General features: G+C 41.6%; 17 protein-coding genes, 2 pseudogenes and 1 riboswitch. Of the genes and pseudogenes, 15 read left to right on the top strand and 4 right to left on the bottom strand.

The features are described 5' to 3' along the window. The 6 genes from IV50_RS02120 to IV50_RS02095 all read left to right on the top strand — a co-directional run. Positions 1-687 (top strand): LPXTG cell wall anchor domain-containing protein (locus IV50_RS02120; RefSeq protein ID WP_162259495.1); only part of this gene is annotated, 687 nt, incomplete at its 5' end. A 137-nt stretch (positions 688-824) separates the two neighbouring features. After that, positions 825-1,511: an ABC transporter permease gene (locus IV50_RS02115; protein WP_057744369.1), complete on the top strand. Its 687-nt coding sequence runs from the start codon at positions 825-827 to the stop codon at positions 1,509-1,511. Between the two features lies 1 nt (position 1,512). Beyond that, positions 1,513-2,367, top strand: coding sequence for an ABC transporter ATP-binding protein (locus tag IV50_RS02110; RefSeq protein ID WP_057744366.1), 855 nt, complete (start codon positions 1,513-1,515; stop codon positions 2,365-2,367). Between the two features lie 128 nt (positions 2,368-2,495). After that, the gene (locus IV50_RS02105; RefSeq protein ID WP_057744363.1) at positions 2,496-3,401 is read left to right on the top strand and encodes a phosphatase PAP2 family protein; all 906 of its coding nucleotides are present in this window, start codon (positions 2,496-2,498) and stop codon (positions 3,399-3,401) included. Between the two features lie 101 nt (positions 3,402-3,502). Next, the gene (locus IV50_RS02100) at positions 3,503-4,399 is read left to right on the top strand and encodes a phosphatase PAP2 family protein (protein ID WP_057744360.1); all 897 of its coding nucleotides are present in this window, start codon (positions 3,503-3,505) and stop codon (positions 4,397-4,399) included. Between the two features lie 83 nt (positions 4,400-4,482). Next, positions 4,483-5,223: a class I SAM-dependent methyltransferase gene (locus tag IV50_RS02095; protein ID WP_057744357.1), complete on the top strand. Its 741-nt coding sequence runs from the start codon at positions 4,483-4,485 to the stop codon at positions 5,221-5,223. Between the two features lie 51 nt (positions 5,224-5,274). Here IV50_RS02095 and IV50_RS02090 read toward each other — a convergent pair whose 3' ends face one another. The 4 genes from IV50_RS02090 to IV50_RS02075 form a co-directional block, all read right to left on the bottom strand. Beyond that, positions 5,275-5,931, bottom strand: a complete 657-nt coding sequence (locus IV50_RS02090; RefSeq protein ID WP_057744354.1) for an energy-coupling factor transporter transmembrane component T family protein — start codon at positions 5,929-5,931, stop codon at positions 5,275-5,277. Next, a complete protein-coding gene (locus IV50_RS02085) occupies positions 5,928-7,331 on the bottom strand; it encodes an ABC transporter ATP-binding protein (protein ID WP_057744351.1) in 1,404 nt (467 codons plus the stop codon). The genes IV50_RS02090 and IV50_RS02085 overlap by 4 nt, the downstream gene beginning before the upstream one ends. 4 nt (positions 7,332-7,335) lie before the next feature. Further along, on the bottom strand, positions 7,336-7,896 hold the full coding sequence (locus IV50_RS02080; RefSeq protein WP_057744348.1) for an ECF transporter S component: 561 nt from the start codon (positions 7,894-7,896) through the stop codon (positions 7,336-7,338). Positions 7,897-8,028: 132 nt separating this feature from the next. Further along, positions 8,029-8,117, bottom strand: a riboswitch (TPP riboswitch). A 23-nt stretch (positions 8,118-8,140) separates the two neighbouring features. Next, entirely contained in the window at positions 8,141-9,076 is a 936-nt protein-coding gene (locus IV50_RS02075) for a dihydroorotate oxidase (protein WP_057744347.1), read from the bottom strand. A 223-nt stretch (positions 9,077-9,299) separates the two neighbouring features. Here IV50_RS02075 and IV50_RS02070 point away from each other — a divergent pair, with 223 nt between their 5' ends. From IV50_RS02070 to IV50_RS02030, 9 genes and pseudogenes are all read left to right on the top strand, one after another. Continuing rightward, positions 9,300-10,271: a ribose-phosphate diphosphokinase gene (locus tag IV50_RS02070; RefSeq protein ID WP_141324871.1), complete on the top strand. Its 972-nt coding sequence runs from the start codon at positions 9,300-9,302 to the stop codon at positions 10,269-10,271. A gap of 27 nt (positions 10,272-10,298) precedes the next feature. Further along, positions 10,299-11,288, top strand: a complete 990-nt coding sequence (locus tag IV50_RS02065) for an aldo/keto reductase (protein WP_057744343.1) — start codon at positions 10,299-10,301, stop codon at positions 11,286-11,288. Positions 11,289-11,428: 140 nt separating this feature from the next. After that, positions 11,429-11,737 (top strand): PadR family transcriptional regulator, encoded by a 309-nt coding sequence (locus IV50_RS02060; RefSeq protein ID WP_057744340.1) that lies wholly within the window; start codon positions 11,429-11,431, stop codon positions 11,735-11,737. Then, positions 11,737-12,369 carry an HAAS signaling domain-containing protein gene (locus IV50_RS02055; RefSeq protein ID WP_057744337.1) on the top strand — a complete coding sequence of 211 codons (633 nt, stop codon included), beginning with the start codon at positions 11,737-11,739 and terminating at the stop codon, positions 12,367-12,369. Before IV50_RS02060 ends, IV50_RS02055 begins: the two co-directional genes overlap by 1 nt. A gap of 4 nt (positions 12,370-12,373) precedes the next feature. After that, the gene (locus tag IV50_RS02050) at positions 12,374-13,327 is read left to right on the top strand and encodes a DUF4097 family beta strand repeat-containing protein (RefSeq protein ID WP_057744335.1); all 954 of its coding nucleotides are present in this window, start codon (positions 12,374-12,376) and stop codon (positions 13,325-13,327) included. A gap of 154 nt (positions 13,328-13,481) precedes the next feature. Further along, positions 13,482-14,303 carry an HAD-IIB family hydrolase gene (locus IV50_RS02045; RefSeq protein ID WP_057744332.1) on the top strand — a complete coding sequence of 274 codons (822 nt, stop codon included), beginning with the start codon at positions 13,482-13,484 and terminating at the stop codon, positions 14,301-14,303. 107 nt (positions 14,304-14,410) lie between these two features. Then, positions 14,411-15,780, top strand: a pseudogene (locus tag IV50_RS02040) (RsmB/NOP family class I SAM-dependent RNA methyltransferase). A gap of 16 nt (positions 15,781-15,796) precedes the next feature. Beyond that, a complete protein-coding gene (gene gatC, locus IV50_RS02035) occupies positions 15,797-16,108 on the top strand; it encodes an Asp-tRNA(Asn)/Glu-tRNA(Gln) amidotransferase subunit GatC (protein WP_057744329.1) in 312 nt (103 codons plus the stop codon). Then, a pseudogene (locus IV50_RS02030) lies at positions 16,108-16,892 on the top strand (amidase); the annotation flags it as partial. The gene gatC and the pseudogene IV50_RS02030, both read left to right, overlap by 1 nt.

The raw sequence follows: 16,892 nt of genomic DNA, 5'->3' as shown, positions 1-16,892 counted from the left end.
ACTGCAACAACAGAAGCACCAAAGGCCGATGCAACTGCAACAACAGAAGCACCAAAGACTGTTGCACCAAAAGCAACTGTAAAGCCAGTTGCACCAAAGGCAACTGTGACACCAAAGGTTACTCAACCAAAGGCAACTGTTGCAGCAAAGCGTGATGATGATGCAATGTACAACAAGTCATCAGATTATTTGGAAAACTTGAATAACAAACTTACACAATTATTGGCAAAGAATGCTGATTTGGATATGTCAGATGCGCAATATGATGCATTTTTGAAGGAATTCTATGATGATCCAATCGATGCATACAATGCCCTTCTTGATTATGTTGAGAAGTATGATATTGATGATGATGATTTTAACGATTTGTTAGATGATTTCGAAGAATACATTAATGGTTTTGAAACGGACATCCTTGATGAAGACGAAGATATTGATGCCGATGAAGCGATTGAAGCTAACACTGGTGCAACTACTGACACCAAGCATGCTAGTTCAACTGCTACTAAGCAATCAAACGCAGTTGTTTCAACACAAGCACAAACGCGCATGGAAAAGTTCCATGGTTCAAACGCCAAGACTTTGCCTAACACAGGGTCAGACCAACAAAATGGTCTTGCAGTTGCCGGTGCAGCGCTATTAGCTGGATTGGGTGCAGTTGGATTCGGATTGAAGAAGCATGGTTAATTAACGTAAAAACGGGATAACTCAATTTTGAGTTGTCCCGTTTTTTTAGCTGGAGACTTTAGGCATCTTTATGGCGCATAGAAGCCAAACCTGAACATGTTATAATGAAGTCACGCTATGAGAGGTGGAGAAGTACTATGTGGCAAATATTTAAAAAAGATTTTTTGGATGCCTTTAAAACGAAAAAAAACATTTTTGTTTATATTGTTTTTCTAGGGTTAGCTTATGTAATTGCAAAAAATAAGACAGTTTTTGTTGTGAACCCTGATCCAAGTCAATTACCGTTATTCGGTTCTGTTGATGTGATGTTGTTCATCTTTGGCTTATTGATTGCTGGAGCTTTATTTGGCGGAATTGTTTCAGGGGAGGTGGATCGACAAACGATTCGATTTATCGTGCCGTATGTCTCACGCGTCAAGATTTATGTGGCTAAATTCTTAGCCATATTCGTTTATCTCATTTTATTGAGTATCGTCTCAATTGGCTTTGTCTTGATTTACCGGCAGACGTTCAAATTGCCTTGGCTCGATATCACCATGTTATTCGTTACTTTCTTGTATGTAGCAGCCTTATTGATGCTGATTTCAAGCCTCTTTAATCAAGAAAAGTTAAGTGTTTTTACAGCAGCAATTGTGGGAATCGTTTTGCCTATTTTGGCGTTAATCAATATGCTCCAACCAAATAACATCATTAATTTCATTTTAAAGCTAACACCGTTTGGTTACTTGGAACCAGCTAATTGGGGCAGCATTGCATCAGTTTTGGCACTAAGTGTTGCATTTACGGTCCTAGGCGGTTTGATTTTCAGTCGAAAGGAGGTGTAGCATGATTGAACTGACACATGTTAATAAACGTTTTAAAAGTAAAGTGGTCTTAGATGATATTAATCTTAAGATTGCTGACGGTAAAATTACCGCTATTGTTGGTCCAAATGGTGCTGGAAAATCAACCATTATTGGTTTAATCAGTGGTTATTTCCGCCCAACATCTGGTGACATCGATCATGGTACAGTTTCGGTTATGCCGGATGCCGATAATTTGTATGCGGAAATGACCGGGAAAGCCTTTCTTAAATATATGTGTAAAATCAAGAAAGCTGATTATAAAGATGCGGTGCATATTGCCGACGTGTTAGAAATCAGTAACGACTTGAATAAAAAAATAAGCACGTACTCTTTCGGAATGAAGAAAAAAATTAGCTTTGTTCAAGCTTATGTGGGTGATTTTGACACTTATATCTTTGATGAACCAACGTCTGGGGTAGATGTACCTTCAGCTAAGGTCATGTTGGGATTGGTTATGCAATTAGCCAAGCAAGGTAAGGGTGTTTTATTGACTTCACATAACATGACCGAGCTTGAAACAAATAGTGATTATTTGTATATTTTACGCAATGGTAAGATTGATCAATCAGGGACAATGCAAGATTTGGAAGCTGACAGCTTGGCCCAAAATCATTATGTCTTTACCACTGATGATGCTGCCAACCTAGTGACGTTCTTGACACAAGTTCCACAAGTAGAGATTGTGTCAAAGACTGACGGTCAGGTGGTCATTGCATTATCAGATGAGTTGCCAATATCAGATTTGATTATGAAGATTTTGGAACAGCATCTTTCATTGACTGGTTTCTGGCAAGATCACCAGCATTTAGCCGATATTGCTTTTTCGGATAAATAAATATATGAAAAAACGCTAGTGTCGTGAGACGCTAGCGTTTTTCTTTACCTAATATTTACACCAGATTTACATCAACCTGCCATAATAAAAAGCGTAGTAGAGTGGTGAATCAAGAGGGAGTGGACGCGATGAGTGTTGCAGAACAAAAACGATGGTTTATTGCAGCGACAAGTATTTTTGTCGTGTTAATGATAATTGCAGGGTGTTGGGATTTACAAATTAGTCGCCATTTTATTGATTATAATAGTATTTTTGGCACACTTTTCCAGACACTAGGCGAGTTTCCTGTTTATATGGTGCTTGTCTTAAGTGGTGAAATTGCGATGGCGTATGGTTTACGGAATCGCGTGAATGGCTTGTTTTCAGGTAGTTTAGTGATAGGCGGGTTTGCCTTATCAATTTGGCAGTTACAAAAATATTTATCTGAAATTGAGAGCTATTCACTAGCCATTCAGGATAATGTGCATCGTCATCGACCAATTGGTTTGGCCAATAGCGATAGTAGTGAAGCTGGTCTCAATCTTGTCATTACGTACGCTATCTTAATTTTTACGTATATTGTGGTAACGCTCTTGTTACAGTATTGGCTTTACCATAAGACAGCCCAACAGATCAAGCAATTGCTAATTGTTAGTGTATTTGCTTCGTTAACCGTGTTACTTGCATATGAAGCGAATATTGCTTTAAAACAAGCGTGGGGACGGGTCCGACCATATGAATTAAACACGACGCAGAGTGATTTTACTGCGTGGTATCAAATCAATGGACCGAATGGGCATCTATCATTTCCTTCGGGTCACTCAATGGCAGCGACACTTATGATTGTTTTTGCGTGGTTTACCACTGGTAAATGGCACCGATATATATGGGGCTTTGGCATCGGTTATGCAGTTCTGATGTACGTTTCTCGGGTTCGGATTGGTGCGCACTTTATGAGTGATACGGTCTTTTCTGGTTTCTTAACTTTCTTGATTATTTATATTATCTGGGAATTATACAAAACGGTGATTGCGTCATCTAATCAATTAGAATAAGGACAAAAGTGCTAGGTTTCCTTAGCGCTTTTTTTGTGTCTTGCCATAACCAGGGATTTTCTTATAACATAGAGTAAAATAAAATCCGAATGGAGCTTGTGATGTCAATAAAGAAGCAATACCAAATCTTTGGTCTAGCAGCAGTCCTATTTATTCTGATTATGTCATTTGGAACCGCTTTTGATTTAGAAATCAGTCATACGGTTATGGATCAAAAGAGTTGGTTTGGTGCTATCTTTCAAATGATTGGGATTCTGCCCATGTATCTAGTGCTTATGGTGAGTGGAGAAATTGGACTCGCTTATGCATGGCGTGTCAGCAATAATCGTCTCTTTTCGGGTAGCTTGGTGGTGGGCAGTGGTGCCTTAACCCTGTGGCAAATCCAAAAAGGGTTAAAGGAACTTTTGAGTTATGGCGGCGCCATCATTCATAATATAAAAAGCGGGCAGCCCATCGGTGTTGCCAACAGTGATGTGCAAGCGAGTCCCTTCAGTCCAGGACTAACCTTTACCTTGACGGCGATTGTTTTCGTAATATTTACAACTTTGACACAACGATGGCTCAAACAAAAATCGATACAACAACTGGAAGCCCTACTTTTGCTAGCTATTTTTGCAACAGTAACGGTACTGATGGCGATGTCAGTAAATGGTGCTTTGAAAAATGCCTGGGGAAGGGCACGTCCATATGAAATCATCCATAATGGCGCTCGCTTTACCAATTGGTATACGATGAATGGTGCTAATGGACACAAATCATTTCCATCTGGACATGCTATGGCAGCAGCGTTGACAGTTGTTTTAGCATGGTTTGCGAATGGAAATTGGCGTAGATTTTGGTGGTTCGGTGGTATCGGCATTACAGTAATCGTTGATTTATCACGTGTGCGGGTTGGAGCTCATTTTTTAACCGATGTCACTTTTTCGACTTGTTTAACATTTATGATAATTTATGTGATGTGGGAAATCTACCAGCACATAAAGTCAATGAAACGTTAAATGCTACGGTTGCGCAACTGGCGTGGTCTTTTTTTATGCTACAATAGGCGCAATGAATAGTCGATTGGAAGGAGATGACGTAAATGGAAAAATCAATTTATGATGAAGAGACATTTTTTGATGCTTATAGTCAGATGCAACGCAGTGTTGAGGGGTTAGCAGGAGCTGGTGAATGGGAGGCGTTGGCGTCAATTTTGCCAGATTTTGAAGGTAAAGCAGTCTTAGATATTGGATGTGGATATGGTTGGCACTGTCAATATTGTGCTGAGCATGGCGCAGCTTCTGTTATCGGAATTGATCCAGCACAAAGGATGTTAGATGTGGCGCAGTCTAAGAATCATTATCCCGATATCGTTCAATACGAGTTAGGTGATGCCGAGAGTATTAAGTTTACTGATGGACAATTTGATGTGATTTTGAGTTCTTTGGCACTTCACTACGCGGCAGATTACGACCAATTAGTTCAAAAAATGTACCGAATGTTAAAGCCGCAGGGACAATTAATTTTTACCGTGGAACATCCTCTTTTTACGGCTGAAGGATCAGAGGATTGGGTCAAAAATGACGCGGGTGAAATTGATCATTTCCCAGTCGATAATTATTTTGTTGAGGGTCAACGCGAAACGCATTTTCTCGGTTCAGATGTCAAAAAATACCACCGGACTTTGACGACCTACCTTGAAACATTACTTAAAAATGGCTTTGTACTCCAACACGTGATTGAACCAACGCCACCAGAACACATGTTGGGCCAACCAGGGATGCGCGATGAATTACGGCGCCCAATGATGTTAATTATTTCCGCCGAAAAGTCAGATAATTAAAAAAGCGCCCTTTGAGCAAGGGCGCTTTTTTAAACGTGTTGGTTTTTTAATCTATAGAAAAAGTGACAATAACAAGTAAATTAGAATGAGTAGACCAGCTAGGAGCCATTGCCATTTGGGTAACTTATCTTGGTAAGTCATTGTCCGAGGGAAACCTTCTGAAAATCCATGAGAAGCCATGCCTTGGGCAAGATCGTCAGACCATTGAATCGCACTTAAAATGGCTTTGAAATACAATTGAGGCTGCCATAGGTGGTAAGTGATGCCACGTAAATTCGCAGAATACCGAATTATTTTAACTTGCCGTTGGATGCGTGGGAGTAGATTGAAGGCAGCCAGCAAACCGTAGGCGAAGGTTGGTGAGAGATGCAGGTGTAAGACAAAACTGAGCAACATCTCTTTCACCTTGGTTGTAAGCGTCAGTGTCATGCCCAAGTATAAGTAGGCAAACAGACGGCTGACTTGTAGCCATGCTTGTTGCCAGACGTCGCCAGTTCCAAAGGCGATAAATGACCACCCAGTCCCCAAAGCAAGTGGTAATGAAACCAACGTAACTAAACCAATCGTTTTGAGATTAGCGTGATGGGTGATGAGATACAATAGGGCGATACAGCAAACCACAGTATTGGCGACAATTGACTGAGTAAAGGCCATGGGAAATCCGATGCCAAGGAGGACAATCAGTAAAACACTTGGATTTAAAGTCATTGGGTACCTCCCGTATCTAGGTGGCGTTCATGCAAACTAATCTCATAATCGACATATGGCTTTAGCCCAATCCGTTGATGTGAAATCATTAGCGCACTCATTTGATTGTCGCGTAAGGATGTTTGAATTAAATCTAACACTTGGTGCATTGAATCCATATCTAGTCCAGCTAAGGGCTCATCTAAAAGTAGTACGGGTTGGCCCATGATCAGCATACTTAGCACCTGTAGCTTTTTTTGCTGACCACCTGATAATTGATAGACATTAGCATTAGTGTGTTCGGCTAAATCAAGCTGAGTCAAAGTACGCTGAATGCGTGCGTCTGTCCAGTAATCAGGTAAGTGTGAGTGCTGTTGTGACAGGGTTAGTTCATCTGCGACTGTCAGAGCCACGAATTGATCCAAGGCGTCTTGGAAGACCAGACCAACTAGCTGAGCCCATTGCTTTAGTTTTATTTTTTGACTGTCTTGTCCTTGCCATGTAATGGTTCCCTGATAGGAACGCTGGTGTGTAATAGCAGCAAATAAAGTTGATTTTCCGCTACCATTGACGCCGGATAATAAACCAAGTTGGCCGGCTGGCAGTGCAAAGTTAGCTGATTGGAGTAGATTACGTCCCGCCATGTCAATACGCACGTCAATTAGAGCCAGTGGGCTTAAGTTGTTGCGCGATGGTGCTGGAAAAAATGGGTTAGCCGTAATACATGCGTTAAGGACGCTGGCGTCCGTTTGCGTGAGCTGATGATTAGACAATTGATAGACTTCATCAACTAAAGTGGTGTATCCGGAAAAGTCATGATCTGCAACGATGATGGTTTTACCATACTCAATTTGAAGCGTTTTAAGCAAATGCATAAGTTCATGACGAGCATGCGGATCAACATTAGCGAAAGGTTCATCTAATAAAATATACTCACTGCCTAACGCTAAAATCGTAGCTAGCGCAACTTTTTGCTTTTCTCCGCCAGACAAAGTCATGAGCTTTTGGTTGGCTAGCGTCGAAATGTCAACGGCAGCTAAAGCTGTGGCGACTTGTTCTGGAATCAGCGAAGCATCGGTTTGGATGTTTTCAAGTGCAAAAGTTATTTGATCAGCCGGCGTTGCCATAGCAAATTGGCGGCTTGGATTTTGAAACAAGAGGGCAAACCGTTTGGCACGCTCAAAAGGGGCAACGGTGGCAATCGGCAAGTCATCCAATGTGATTTGTCCGGTAGTGATAGCGCCACCAAATTGAGGTAACAAACCAGTCATTGCCTTGAGTAATGTGGATTTTCCGGAACCAGACGAACCAATTAAGAGATTGAAACTACCTGGCGTGGGCGCCCAATTAATCTGTTTCAGGTCTTCTGGACCATCCTCACGATAGCGAAAACTGAAATTTTCAACAGCGAGTTTAGTCATGGGCTTACTTCATTAACCCGGTTTGATCAAGTAGGCGCTTAATCCAGTAAACCAAGACACCTGCAAAGAAGCCAACTGAGAGCAAACGGGCAGCGAACAGACCAATCAACATTAAAGGCTGGTAGTGGAGATAGCCGTTACTAAAGAGATCCCAACCAAAAGTAACGATGGTTGAGGTGAGGACAGAAAAGGCAAGACCTATTTTATCCCAGTTTTTGTAACCTGTGATGGCAAAGCCGAGTTCGCTTCCGAGTCCTTGGATGCTTCCAGATAAGAGTGTTGAAACACCCCAACTTGAGAACAGTAACATTTCAACAGTTGCGGCTAACAGCTCACCAAGGAAAGTGGCACCAACTTTTTTAAGTAAGACGCCGGCCATTGGACCGGCCATCAACCAAACTCCTAAAGTGAGGTTGTTGGCAAATGGTTTGAGTGGGGTCGCCGCAAGGGCGTAGTACATATAACCCCATAATTGGTAAATGATTCCGAAGAAAATGGCAATAATGGCCAAGAAAATGACATCTTTTAGATGCCAGCGTGTGTTATTTTGTTGCAATGTCTGCATGACAAGCAACCTCCTTAAAGTTATTCGAATCAAACAGTGGAGACAAAAAAAGCCGTAATCAAACACTATTGAAAGGTTTGACTACGGTTTTTGTTTACAGTATTAAAGGCCCGTAAAAAGGGCGGTGTTGCGCGTAAACAAAACCAAGCTTCCTCCGCCAGTATTATCTGGATCAGGTTTGTGGGTATTATCTCAGCCGTTTGGCACCCCAGCATGGTTGATTCGTTACGCTTAGTATAGCGGATTAATCGAGTGTTTGCAATTGTCCACGGAATTGTGCGACATCGTCATACGCTTTGACCTTCATTTCAGTTTCCAGTTCATGCTTCAAACGATTGAAAACTGTAGGTCCTTCTTGGTGTAATGTTGTACCGACTGAAACGAGGTCAGCCCCACATAAAATCAGATCATAGACATCGCGACCATCTTTAACACCACCGGTTCCAATGATTTTGATTTCAGGGTTCAAACGTTGACGCAAGCCGCGAACATTTGCTAAAGCAGTTGGCTTGGCGATAGCACCGCCAAGACCACCAAACCCACCTTTAGGCGCAATCATAGCGGTGTCAGTGTCAGGATTAACCATCAAACCGTTACCGATTGAGTTAATCGTGTTAACGAAGGCTAATGGGAAATCGTTAAGGACGGCCGCAATCATATCGAAGTGCGCAATATCAAAGTAGGGCGGCAACTTAACACCCAAAGGCTTCTTAAAGAATGTGAAAGCCTCCGTCAAAATTTGACGGGTTGTGTCAAAGTCGTAACCGGTTTGTGGCTTACCAGGTACATTCGGGCATGAAAGGTTCAATTCAACTAAACCATTAAAGTCTGAAGCTTGAATTTCACGCAACATTTGCAAATTATCATCCTTTGATAGTCCAGCAATTGAAAGAAAGAGTGGCTTATCAGCTTGGTGAGCAATCGCATATTCTAAGTAATAATCTAAGCTCAAATTTGGGAGACCCATTGAATTGATTGATCCCAAGGCCATATCGGCATAACGGACGCCAGGGTTTCCAGGACGTTCCATTGGGGTAGCACTTTTAGTTACCAGTGAGCCTGCCCCTGGGGCTTCAAGAATTTGATCCAATTCTTCGGTTGTTTGACAATACACTCCAGCCGCATTCAACAAGATATCGTCAAAAGTAAAGCCGGCAATGCTCGCAGTCATTGTTGTCATAATATTCTCCTTATGGGTATGCGTAAATTGCATTTAAATTGATTTTACTTATTTTACCAGTTTCTAGGTAAAAAAACTAGTTTGTTTAAATCGATTTAATACGTTTTAAGTAATTAGCGATTTCGTGGGGATACATAGCACGCATGGCGAAAATCTGTTAAAATGGAAATATATTATGAACACGTTAAAGCTTAAGTGCAGAGATATATTGGAGGAAGAGCCTGTGTCATCTGAATTAAAATTATTTGGTTTGTCAGTGAACCATGCGTTAGCTAAAAAAGTTGCTGACGAATTACATATGTCTTTAGGACAAATTGATCAAGCCAGCTTTGCTGATGGCGAAATCTATGAACGTATTTTGGAAAGTGTACGTGGGGATGATGCCTTTATCATTGCCCCAATTGCAACGGAAGCCAATGATGCGTTTATGGAGATTATGATTGCCGTTGATGCTTTACGTCGTAGCTCAGTTGATACAATTAATGTCGTTATTCCTTATTTTGGTTATGGTCGTCAAGACCGTAAGGCTAAGTCTCGTGAGCCTATTACAGCAAAACTAGTAGCGTCATTACTTGAAATGAATGGGGTTGATCGCGTTGTGGCGGTTGATTTCCACGCCGATCAATTACAAGGGTTCTTTAACAATCCTGTCGATCACTTGTTGGCAGCACCGCTCCTTTCAGATTACTTCTTCGAACGGAAGTTGACGGAAAACTTGGTGGTCGTTTCACCTGATCATACTGGTGCCGGTCGCGCCCGTAAATTTGCGGACTTGCTCGAATCACCTTGGGGCGTTATTAATGATTCAGTGGCATCAGTGATGCCAGAATCACCTGATGCCATTGTGGGTGAAGTGACTGGGCGTCGCGCCATCATTATTGACGACATCATCGATTCAGGCCGTCGTATGCAAATGACAGCTAAGGCGTTGAAGGCAAATGGAGCAACCGAAGTTTTCGCCGTTTCAACACACGCAGTCTTCTCAAAGGATGCCGGACGTGTCTTAGCGAATGATGCAAATATTGACCATATTGTGGTCACAGATACGGTGCCAATTGCACCAGAAAACCAATCTTCTAAATTAACAGTTTTGTCAGTGGCCCCACTATTGGCTGAAGCGATTAAGCGTATTCACCAAAATGAGCCGCTAGATGAACTTTTGAAGTCACACAATAATCCTACTGTAAAACTATAAGTTACTTGAAGAAACGGAGAAATAATGATGGTCTATGCAGCTGCAGATAACCGCTATGATGTTCTACCATACCGCCGTGTATCAGATTCTGGTTTAATTTTACCTGCCTTATCATTTGGTCTATGGCGTAATTTAGGCGACCAAAAGCCTTTGGCTAATTCACGTGAAGTGATGTTGAAGGCCTTTGATAATGGTATTTTTTCTTTTGATAATGCTTCTAATTATGGTCCTTCAAATGGAACTGCCGAAGAAACGTTTGGTGCAGTGTTCCAAAGTGATTTAAAGCCTTATCGTAATGAATTAGTTATTACGACGAAGGCCGGCTACCACATGTGGCCTGGCCCACTAGGCGAATTTTCAGGACGGAAGACTTTGACAGCCGCACTAGATTTGTCATTGCAACGTATGCACCTAGATTATGTTGACATTTTCTATGCCCACCGTTGGGATCCAAATACGAACTTACGTGAGACAGCTGAAGCGCTTGACTCACTTGTACGTCAAGGTAAAGCTTTGTACGTTGGTGTTTCAAACTATACTGCGGAGCAAACAAAAGCGATTGCCGAAATTTTCGAAGAATTGCATACGCCATTCATTGGAAACCAAATGTCATACAATATGTTCAATCGTGAAGCGGAACAAGATAATATGTTAGATATTTTGGATGCACATCACGCCGGGTTGATTGCTTATGGACCATTGGCAGAAGGATTGTTAACGGATCGTTACCTAGATGGTTTCCCAGCCGACTTGCCATTGCATCGTTCAAACTCATTTATTGCTGACGACCCTAAGGGAACCGTTGCCAAGTTGAATGATTTGAATGACTTGGCAAAAAACCGAAACCAGACGTTGGCCCAAATGGCAGAAGCTTGGCTCTTGCGTGACAGTCGTGTGGCTTCAATTGTTATTGGTGCTTCATCTGTTGATCATCTTTTGGATAATGTGAAGGTGGCAGGTAACATGAACTTTACCCAGGATGAATTGGCTGAAATCGATCGTATTTTAGCACAATAATTAAATTTAAAAACGCTTAGGAAGACGCTTCCTAGGCGTTTTTTTGTTTTTCTAAAATAAATTTGTATAACCGACTTGACGTTATGTTATAGATGATATAGTATATATTATATCGAAAACAGTATGAGAGGAAACATGATATGGATATTCAAGTACCAACGACAATTCTTGATGGCACAGTCTTATCAATTTTGTCTAAGGAGGATACATATGGTTATATCATCACAAAAACAGTTCAAGAGAAATTGAATGTGAGTGAATCAACGATGTATCCAGTCTTACGTCGCTTAAAGAAGAATAACTATTTAACAAATTATGATGAACCGTTTGAAGGACGCATTCGCCGGTATTATCACGTCACAGAAACAGGGTTAGAACACTTAGCTGAAATTCGTTCAGCTTGGGCCGATTTTGACACAGCTGTCAGTTCACTTTTGGAGGAAGGTTAATGTTTAACGATTACTTTGCGGAAGTCCGCAACTATTTGAATGGTGTACCGAATCAAGATCAAGAAGAGATGATTCAATTTTATGAGGAACAAGCGATGGATGCCAACTGGACCGTTGAAGAAATGGTACAAAAATATGGTACGCCAAAACAATTCGCACGATCATTGCGTTTGGAATATACGATGAACTTGGACGACGAACAAACTAGCCAAGCTAGTGACGTTACGCCACAAGCCAAGGGAAAGAATCGTAGCCAAATGATTTGGTTGATTATCTTGGGTCTATTGGCCAGTCCAGTGCTAGTATTCTTGGCGCTCTTCTTAATTCCAATGATTTTGGGAATCCTATTTACCTTTGTCATGATGATTTTTTCAATCTACGCCGGTGTCATTGGCGTTTTGGGTGCTGGTCTGGCTTCAATTTTTGCTGGATTTTCATTGTTCTCAAGCTCTGTGCCAACAGCCGTCTTCTTTGGTGGGCTCGGCTTGTTGTTGACAGGGTTAGTGGTTATTTTTGGACCGATTATTTGGAACATTACAAAGTGGATGTTTGAAATGTTTATTAAATTTATGAAGTGGTTGGGACGTAAGTTGGTGTCAAATCACCGTGGCAACCAATCAAAGGAGGTGTAGTCAGATGAAATTAAAGAAGCCTTTAATTATTGGTGGTATCTTATCAGTTGCGGGAGTTGCTTTGATGTGTGCGACTTTCAATGAATCGAATTTTAATATCTCTTGGGAAAAAGGGAAGGGATTAGAGACCGTTTCTGTTCGTAAAAATCAACAAAACTTTGCCAAGAATGATATCAAAAACGTTGATCTAAATGTTAAAAATCAACAAGTGACCTTAAAGCAAGGTGATACTGATAGTTGGCAAGTGAAAACAACATCATGGGGTGGCAAGCAAAGTTCTGTGAATGTTAAAGACGGTACGTTACACGTAACCGCAAAAGACAACACGCAAGACAATATGGTAATGATGTTTGGTGATTCTGATACAGGATTCTCTTTCAGTAACTATGATGAAGAAAGTGATACAACGATTGTAGTGCCTAGGGATGTTAAAATTAGTCAAATAAATGTGACTGGTAAAGACGGTGGCGTGATTATGGATGACTTCAAGGCCGATCAAATCAAGGTGCAAATGCAAGATGGTGGTGCACGTATCCGGAATATCCAAAGCAAGTCTTTGAATATGAATTCAAGTGATGGACGAATGTATGTCGAAAATAGTACTTTCGATAAGATGCAAGTGACCGGTCGTGATATGGGAGTTAGTGGGTCTGGTTTGAAGTTAAATCAAGCAAGTTCAATTAACCTTCGCGATGGACATGTTGCCATTGATAAGGTTCAAGTTCCAGGCTATAACCTACATGCCAAGTCAGAAATTACATTTGAATCTGGTGCCAAAGATAAAGACGGCAACTATATCAATCTTGATAAAGATGATGAAAATAATACTGTTAAGCGTGGAAATCAACAGCAAGCATTAACAATCAATGCTAACTATAGTACGATTGCACTTAGTGAACACGCTGGTTTACCAGACGACTCAGATGACGACGATTCTGATGATGCAAGTGATTATTAATGAATACTAAAAAGATGATTGCATTCAATGCAACCATCTTTTTTTGGTTTTTTTGGTGTGCAAGAGGCTTGCATAAACGGAAACTATCAGTTAATCTGAAAATTATTAATGTCCATCTTGTGGGCAATGCAAACTAAAAAAATGGATGATAAATATGAAAAAACTAATTGCAATTGATTTGGATCATACAACTTTAAATGAAGCCGGTCAGGTATCAGATTATACGATTGCTGTTCTGCAAGCACTCCAAGCCCAGGGGGATATTGTCGCAATTGTGACGGGGCGTTCCCCCCGTGTTTCTGAACCAATTTACCGTCAAATTGGGCTAACATCCCCATTGATGACTTTTAATGGTGGGCTTGGATTTAAGCCCAATACAAGTTGGGATGGGGAGTATAGTATTACATTCTCAAGTGAGATTTTATACCGCATTATGATTGCTTTTGATGTGCACCATATTCAAGGTATTGCGGGTGAAAATCGTGAAGATGCTTGGGGACGAACTGAACGGATTGTGCTCAGTCCTGAGGAACAAATTTTCTTTCCAATGAGTGTTAAAGAGCGACGTTTATTGACCATCGATAACCTACCTGCACGATTTAATGAAGTGTTGTTTTATATCGCACCAGAGTACCAACCAGCGTTTGTTAATTTTGTTCGTGAAACCTATGGTGACCAGGACGTTGAAGCAGTACCTTGGGGACAAGGGTCATCGATTGTTTCATTACGTATGCAATATGTGAATAAGTATATGGCGCTAACCGCCTTACAAAAAGCGTACGATATTGAACCTGACCAAGTGTACGCCTTCGGTGACGAAATGAATGATTATGAAATGTTACGTGGAGCAGCCCACGGAATTCTAATGAAGAACGGAAATCGAAAATTAGAACCGGTGGTTGAAGCAGTTACACGTAAAACAAATGATGAAGATGGCTTGGCTGATTATATTGAAAATGTTTTAAAGTTAGTCTAGTTAGTTTTAATTTTATAAAAGCGAAAATGTCAGCTCTTAACGTGAGTTTGGCTTTTTTTTGTGTTAAAATTAATAACAAAATAGGCTAAAAAAGGAGCGTTTAAACGATGCAGTTACCCGAAGCGTTCAAAGAAAAATATCGTCGGCTTCTCGGAGCTGATGCAGATGCTTTTTTTCAAGCACTGGATGATCAACCCAGCAAAGCCTTTCGGGTGAATCCCTTAAAGCCAAATGATCAGCCTGTTGATACACCCTTGGGACCGCGTGTGCCGTGGAGTCGGTGGGGTTATTATGGGGCGATTTCTGGGCATTCGATTGACCATACGGATGGTGTGATTTATTCGCAAGAACCTTCTGCTCAACTAGTGGGAGAATTAGCGCAACCAACGCCAGGTAGTAAGGTGCTGGATTTAGCAGCTGCGCCTGGTGGAAAATCAACGCACTTAGCATCATTTATGAAGCAAAGTGGTCTACTGGTATCAAATGAAATTAACCGGAAGCGAGCCGGTATTCTAAGTGAAAATATGGAACGCTTCGGCGTCGCCAATGCATTAGTGACTAATCATGATGCCACTGCATTAGCTAAGAAGTTTCCACTGTACTTTGACACCATTGTCTTAGATGCCCCTTGTTCTGGGGAAGGAATGTTTCGGAAGGATCCTGATGCGATTCAGTATTGGACGCCAGAATATCCGGCTGAAAACGCGGAACGTCAGAAAGAAATTTTGGTTGATACCGTAAAAATGCTTAAACCGGGTGGTACATTAGTGTATTCAACATGTACCTTTGCTCCCGAAGAAGACGAACAAGTTATTGCATGGCTTTTGGAACAATATCCCGAATTTTCGGTGGTACCCGTTGAAAAGTTTGATGGCATTGATGATGGCCGTCCAGAATGGGCGGACGGTAATCCGGCTCTAGCCGATACGGTGCGGTTATTTCCTAACCATGTTGCTGGTGAAGGTCATTTTATGGCGAAATTGCATAAAGCTGATTCGGATGAAATCGCTAAATCCGTTAAGACGGCACGGCCAAACCTAACAGCTGAACAACGTGGTTTATGGGATGAATTTGCACAAACCAATCTGATAAGACAGCCAGAAGGCATTTTGTATGCTTTTGGTGATCAACTATATGCATTACCTGACGAAGCACCTGACCTCAAAGGGTTACAAGTGTTGCGGCAGGACTGCACTTAGGAACCTTTAAAAAGAAACGTTTTGAGCCAAGCCTAGGGTATGCATTGGCGGCCAACCCAACCGACTTTAAGCGGACTTATGCGCTCACAACAACAGAATGGGCACAATATGTACACGGGGACACCTTTATGGTAGATGTCAGTCAAGCACAAGATAATGGTTGGTATAGTCTGACGATGGCTGAAAATGGTGTTGGTTTTGGTAAGTTAGTGAATGGCCAAATGAAGAATTTTTACCCGAAAGGTTTACGCTTTTTACCCCAAACTGAAGTGAAATAACAAAGGAGATTGAATGATGGCAGTAGAAAAACTGAATCGTCAAGCTGTAGAAAATGTTGCAGGTTTGGCCAAGTTGACTTTGGATGATGCCCAAGCCGACATGATGACAGAACAACTAGATAAAATTTTTGACTTGGTGACAACTTTAGCTGAGGTTGATACAACGAATGTTGAACCAACGTATTCACCAATTGAGACACAGACAGTTTTGCGTGAAGATGTTGCTGTTAATGCGAACCAAACTAAGGCCTTGCTTGCCAATGCCCCTGAAAGCGAAGGGAACTTAATTAAGGTGCCAACGATCATTGATGAAGGAGCTGAAAGCTAATGGATTTTCTACACACTGATTTAGAAACGTTACACCAACAACTTGTTGATAAAGAAATTACCGCCACTGAGCTTGTTGAAGCAACTTTAGCCAATATTGATGCGACTGATCCAGAGTATGCCGCGTTCTTGACGGTTATGAAGGAAGAAGCATTAGCTACCGCTAAGGCACAAGATGAAGCTGGCATTGATGCCGACAACATTTTGGCTGGAATTCCATATGGCATTAAAGATAACATCGTAACCAACGGTGTTAAAACAACAGCTGCATCACGCATGCTAGAGAACTTTGTTCCTATTTATGACGCTACAGTTGTCGAAAAGTTGCAGGACGCAGGTGCCATTGGTGTTGGTAAACTGAACATGGATGAATTTGCCATGGGTTCAACGACCGAAACGTCTTATTTCAAAAAGACAAAGAATGCTTGGAATACAGCCAAGGTTCCAGGGGGGTCATCGGGTGGATCAGCAGCAGCCGTTGCTTCTGGTCAAGTTCCCTATGCGTTAGGAACTGACACTGGTGGATCTGTGCGTCAACCAGCTGCCTTTAACGGCTTGGTGGGAATGAAGCCAACTTATGGTCGTATTTCACGTTGGGGTGTCATTGCCTTTGCGTCATCATTTGACCAAGTGGGCGTCTTGTCACGTACTGTTAAGGATAATGCGCATGTTTTAACCGCACTTGCAGGTGTGGATGCTAAGGACCAAACAAGTTCAGAGCAACCTGTGCCAGATTTTGCAGCTGATTTAACAACTGATTTGACGGGTATGAAAATTGCTGTGCC

The organism is Weissella viridescens (genome assembly GCF_001437355.1).
GTDB lineage: Bacteria > Bacillota > Bacilli > Lactobacillales > Lactobacillaceae > Weissella > Weissella viridescens.
The sequence above is the reverse complement of the archived record's forward strand: the minus strand, read 5'-3'. Positions and strand labels throughout refer to the sequence as shown.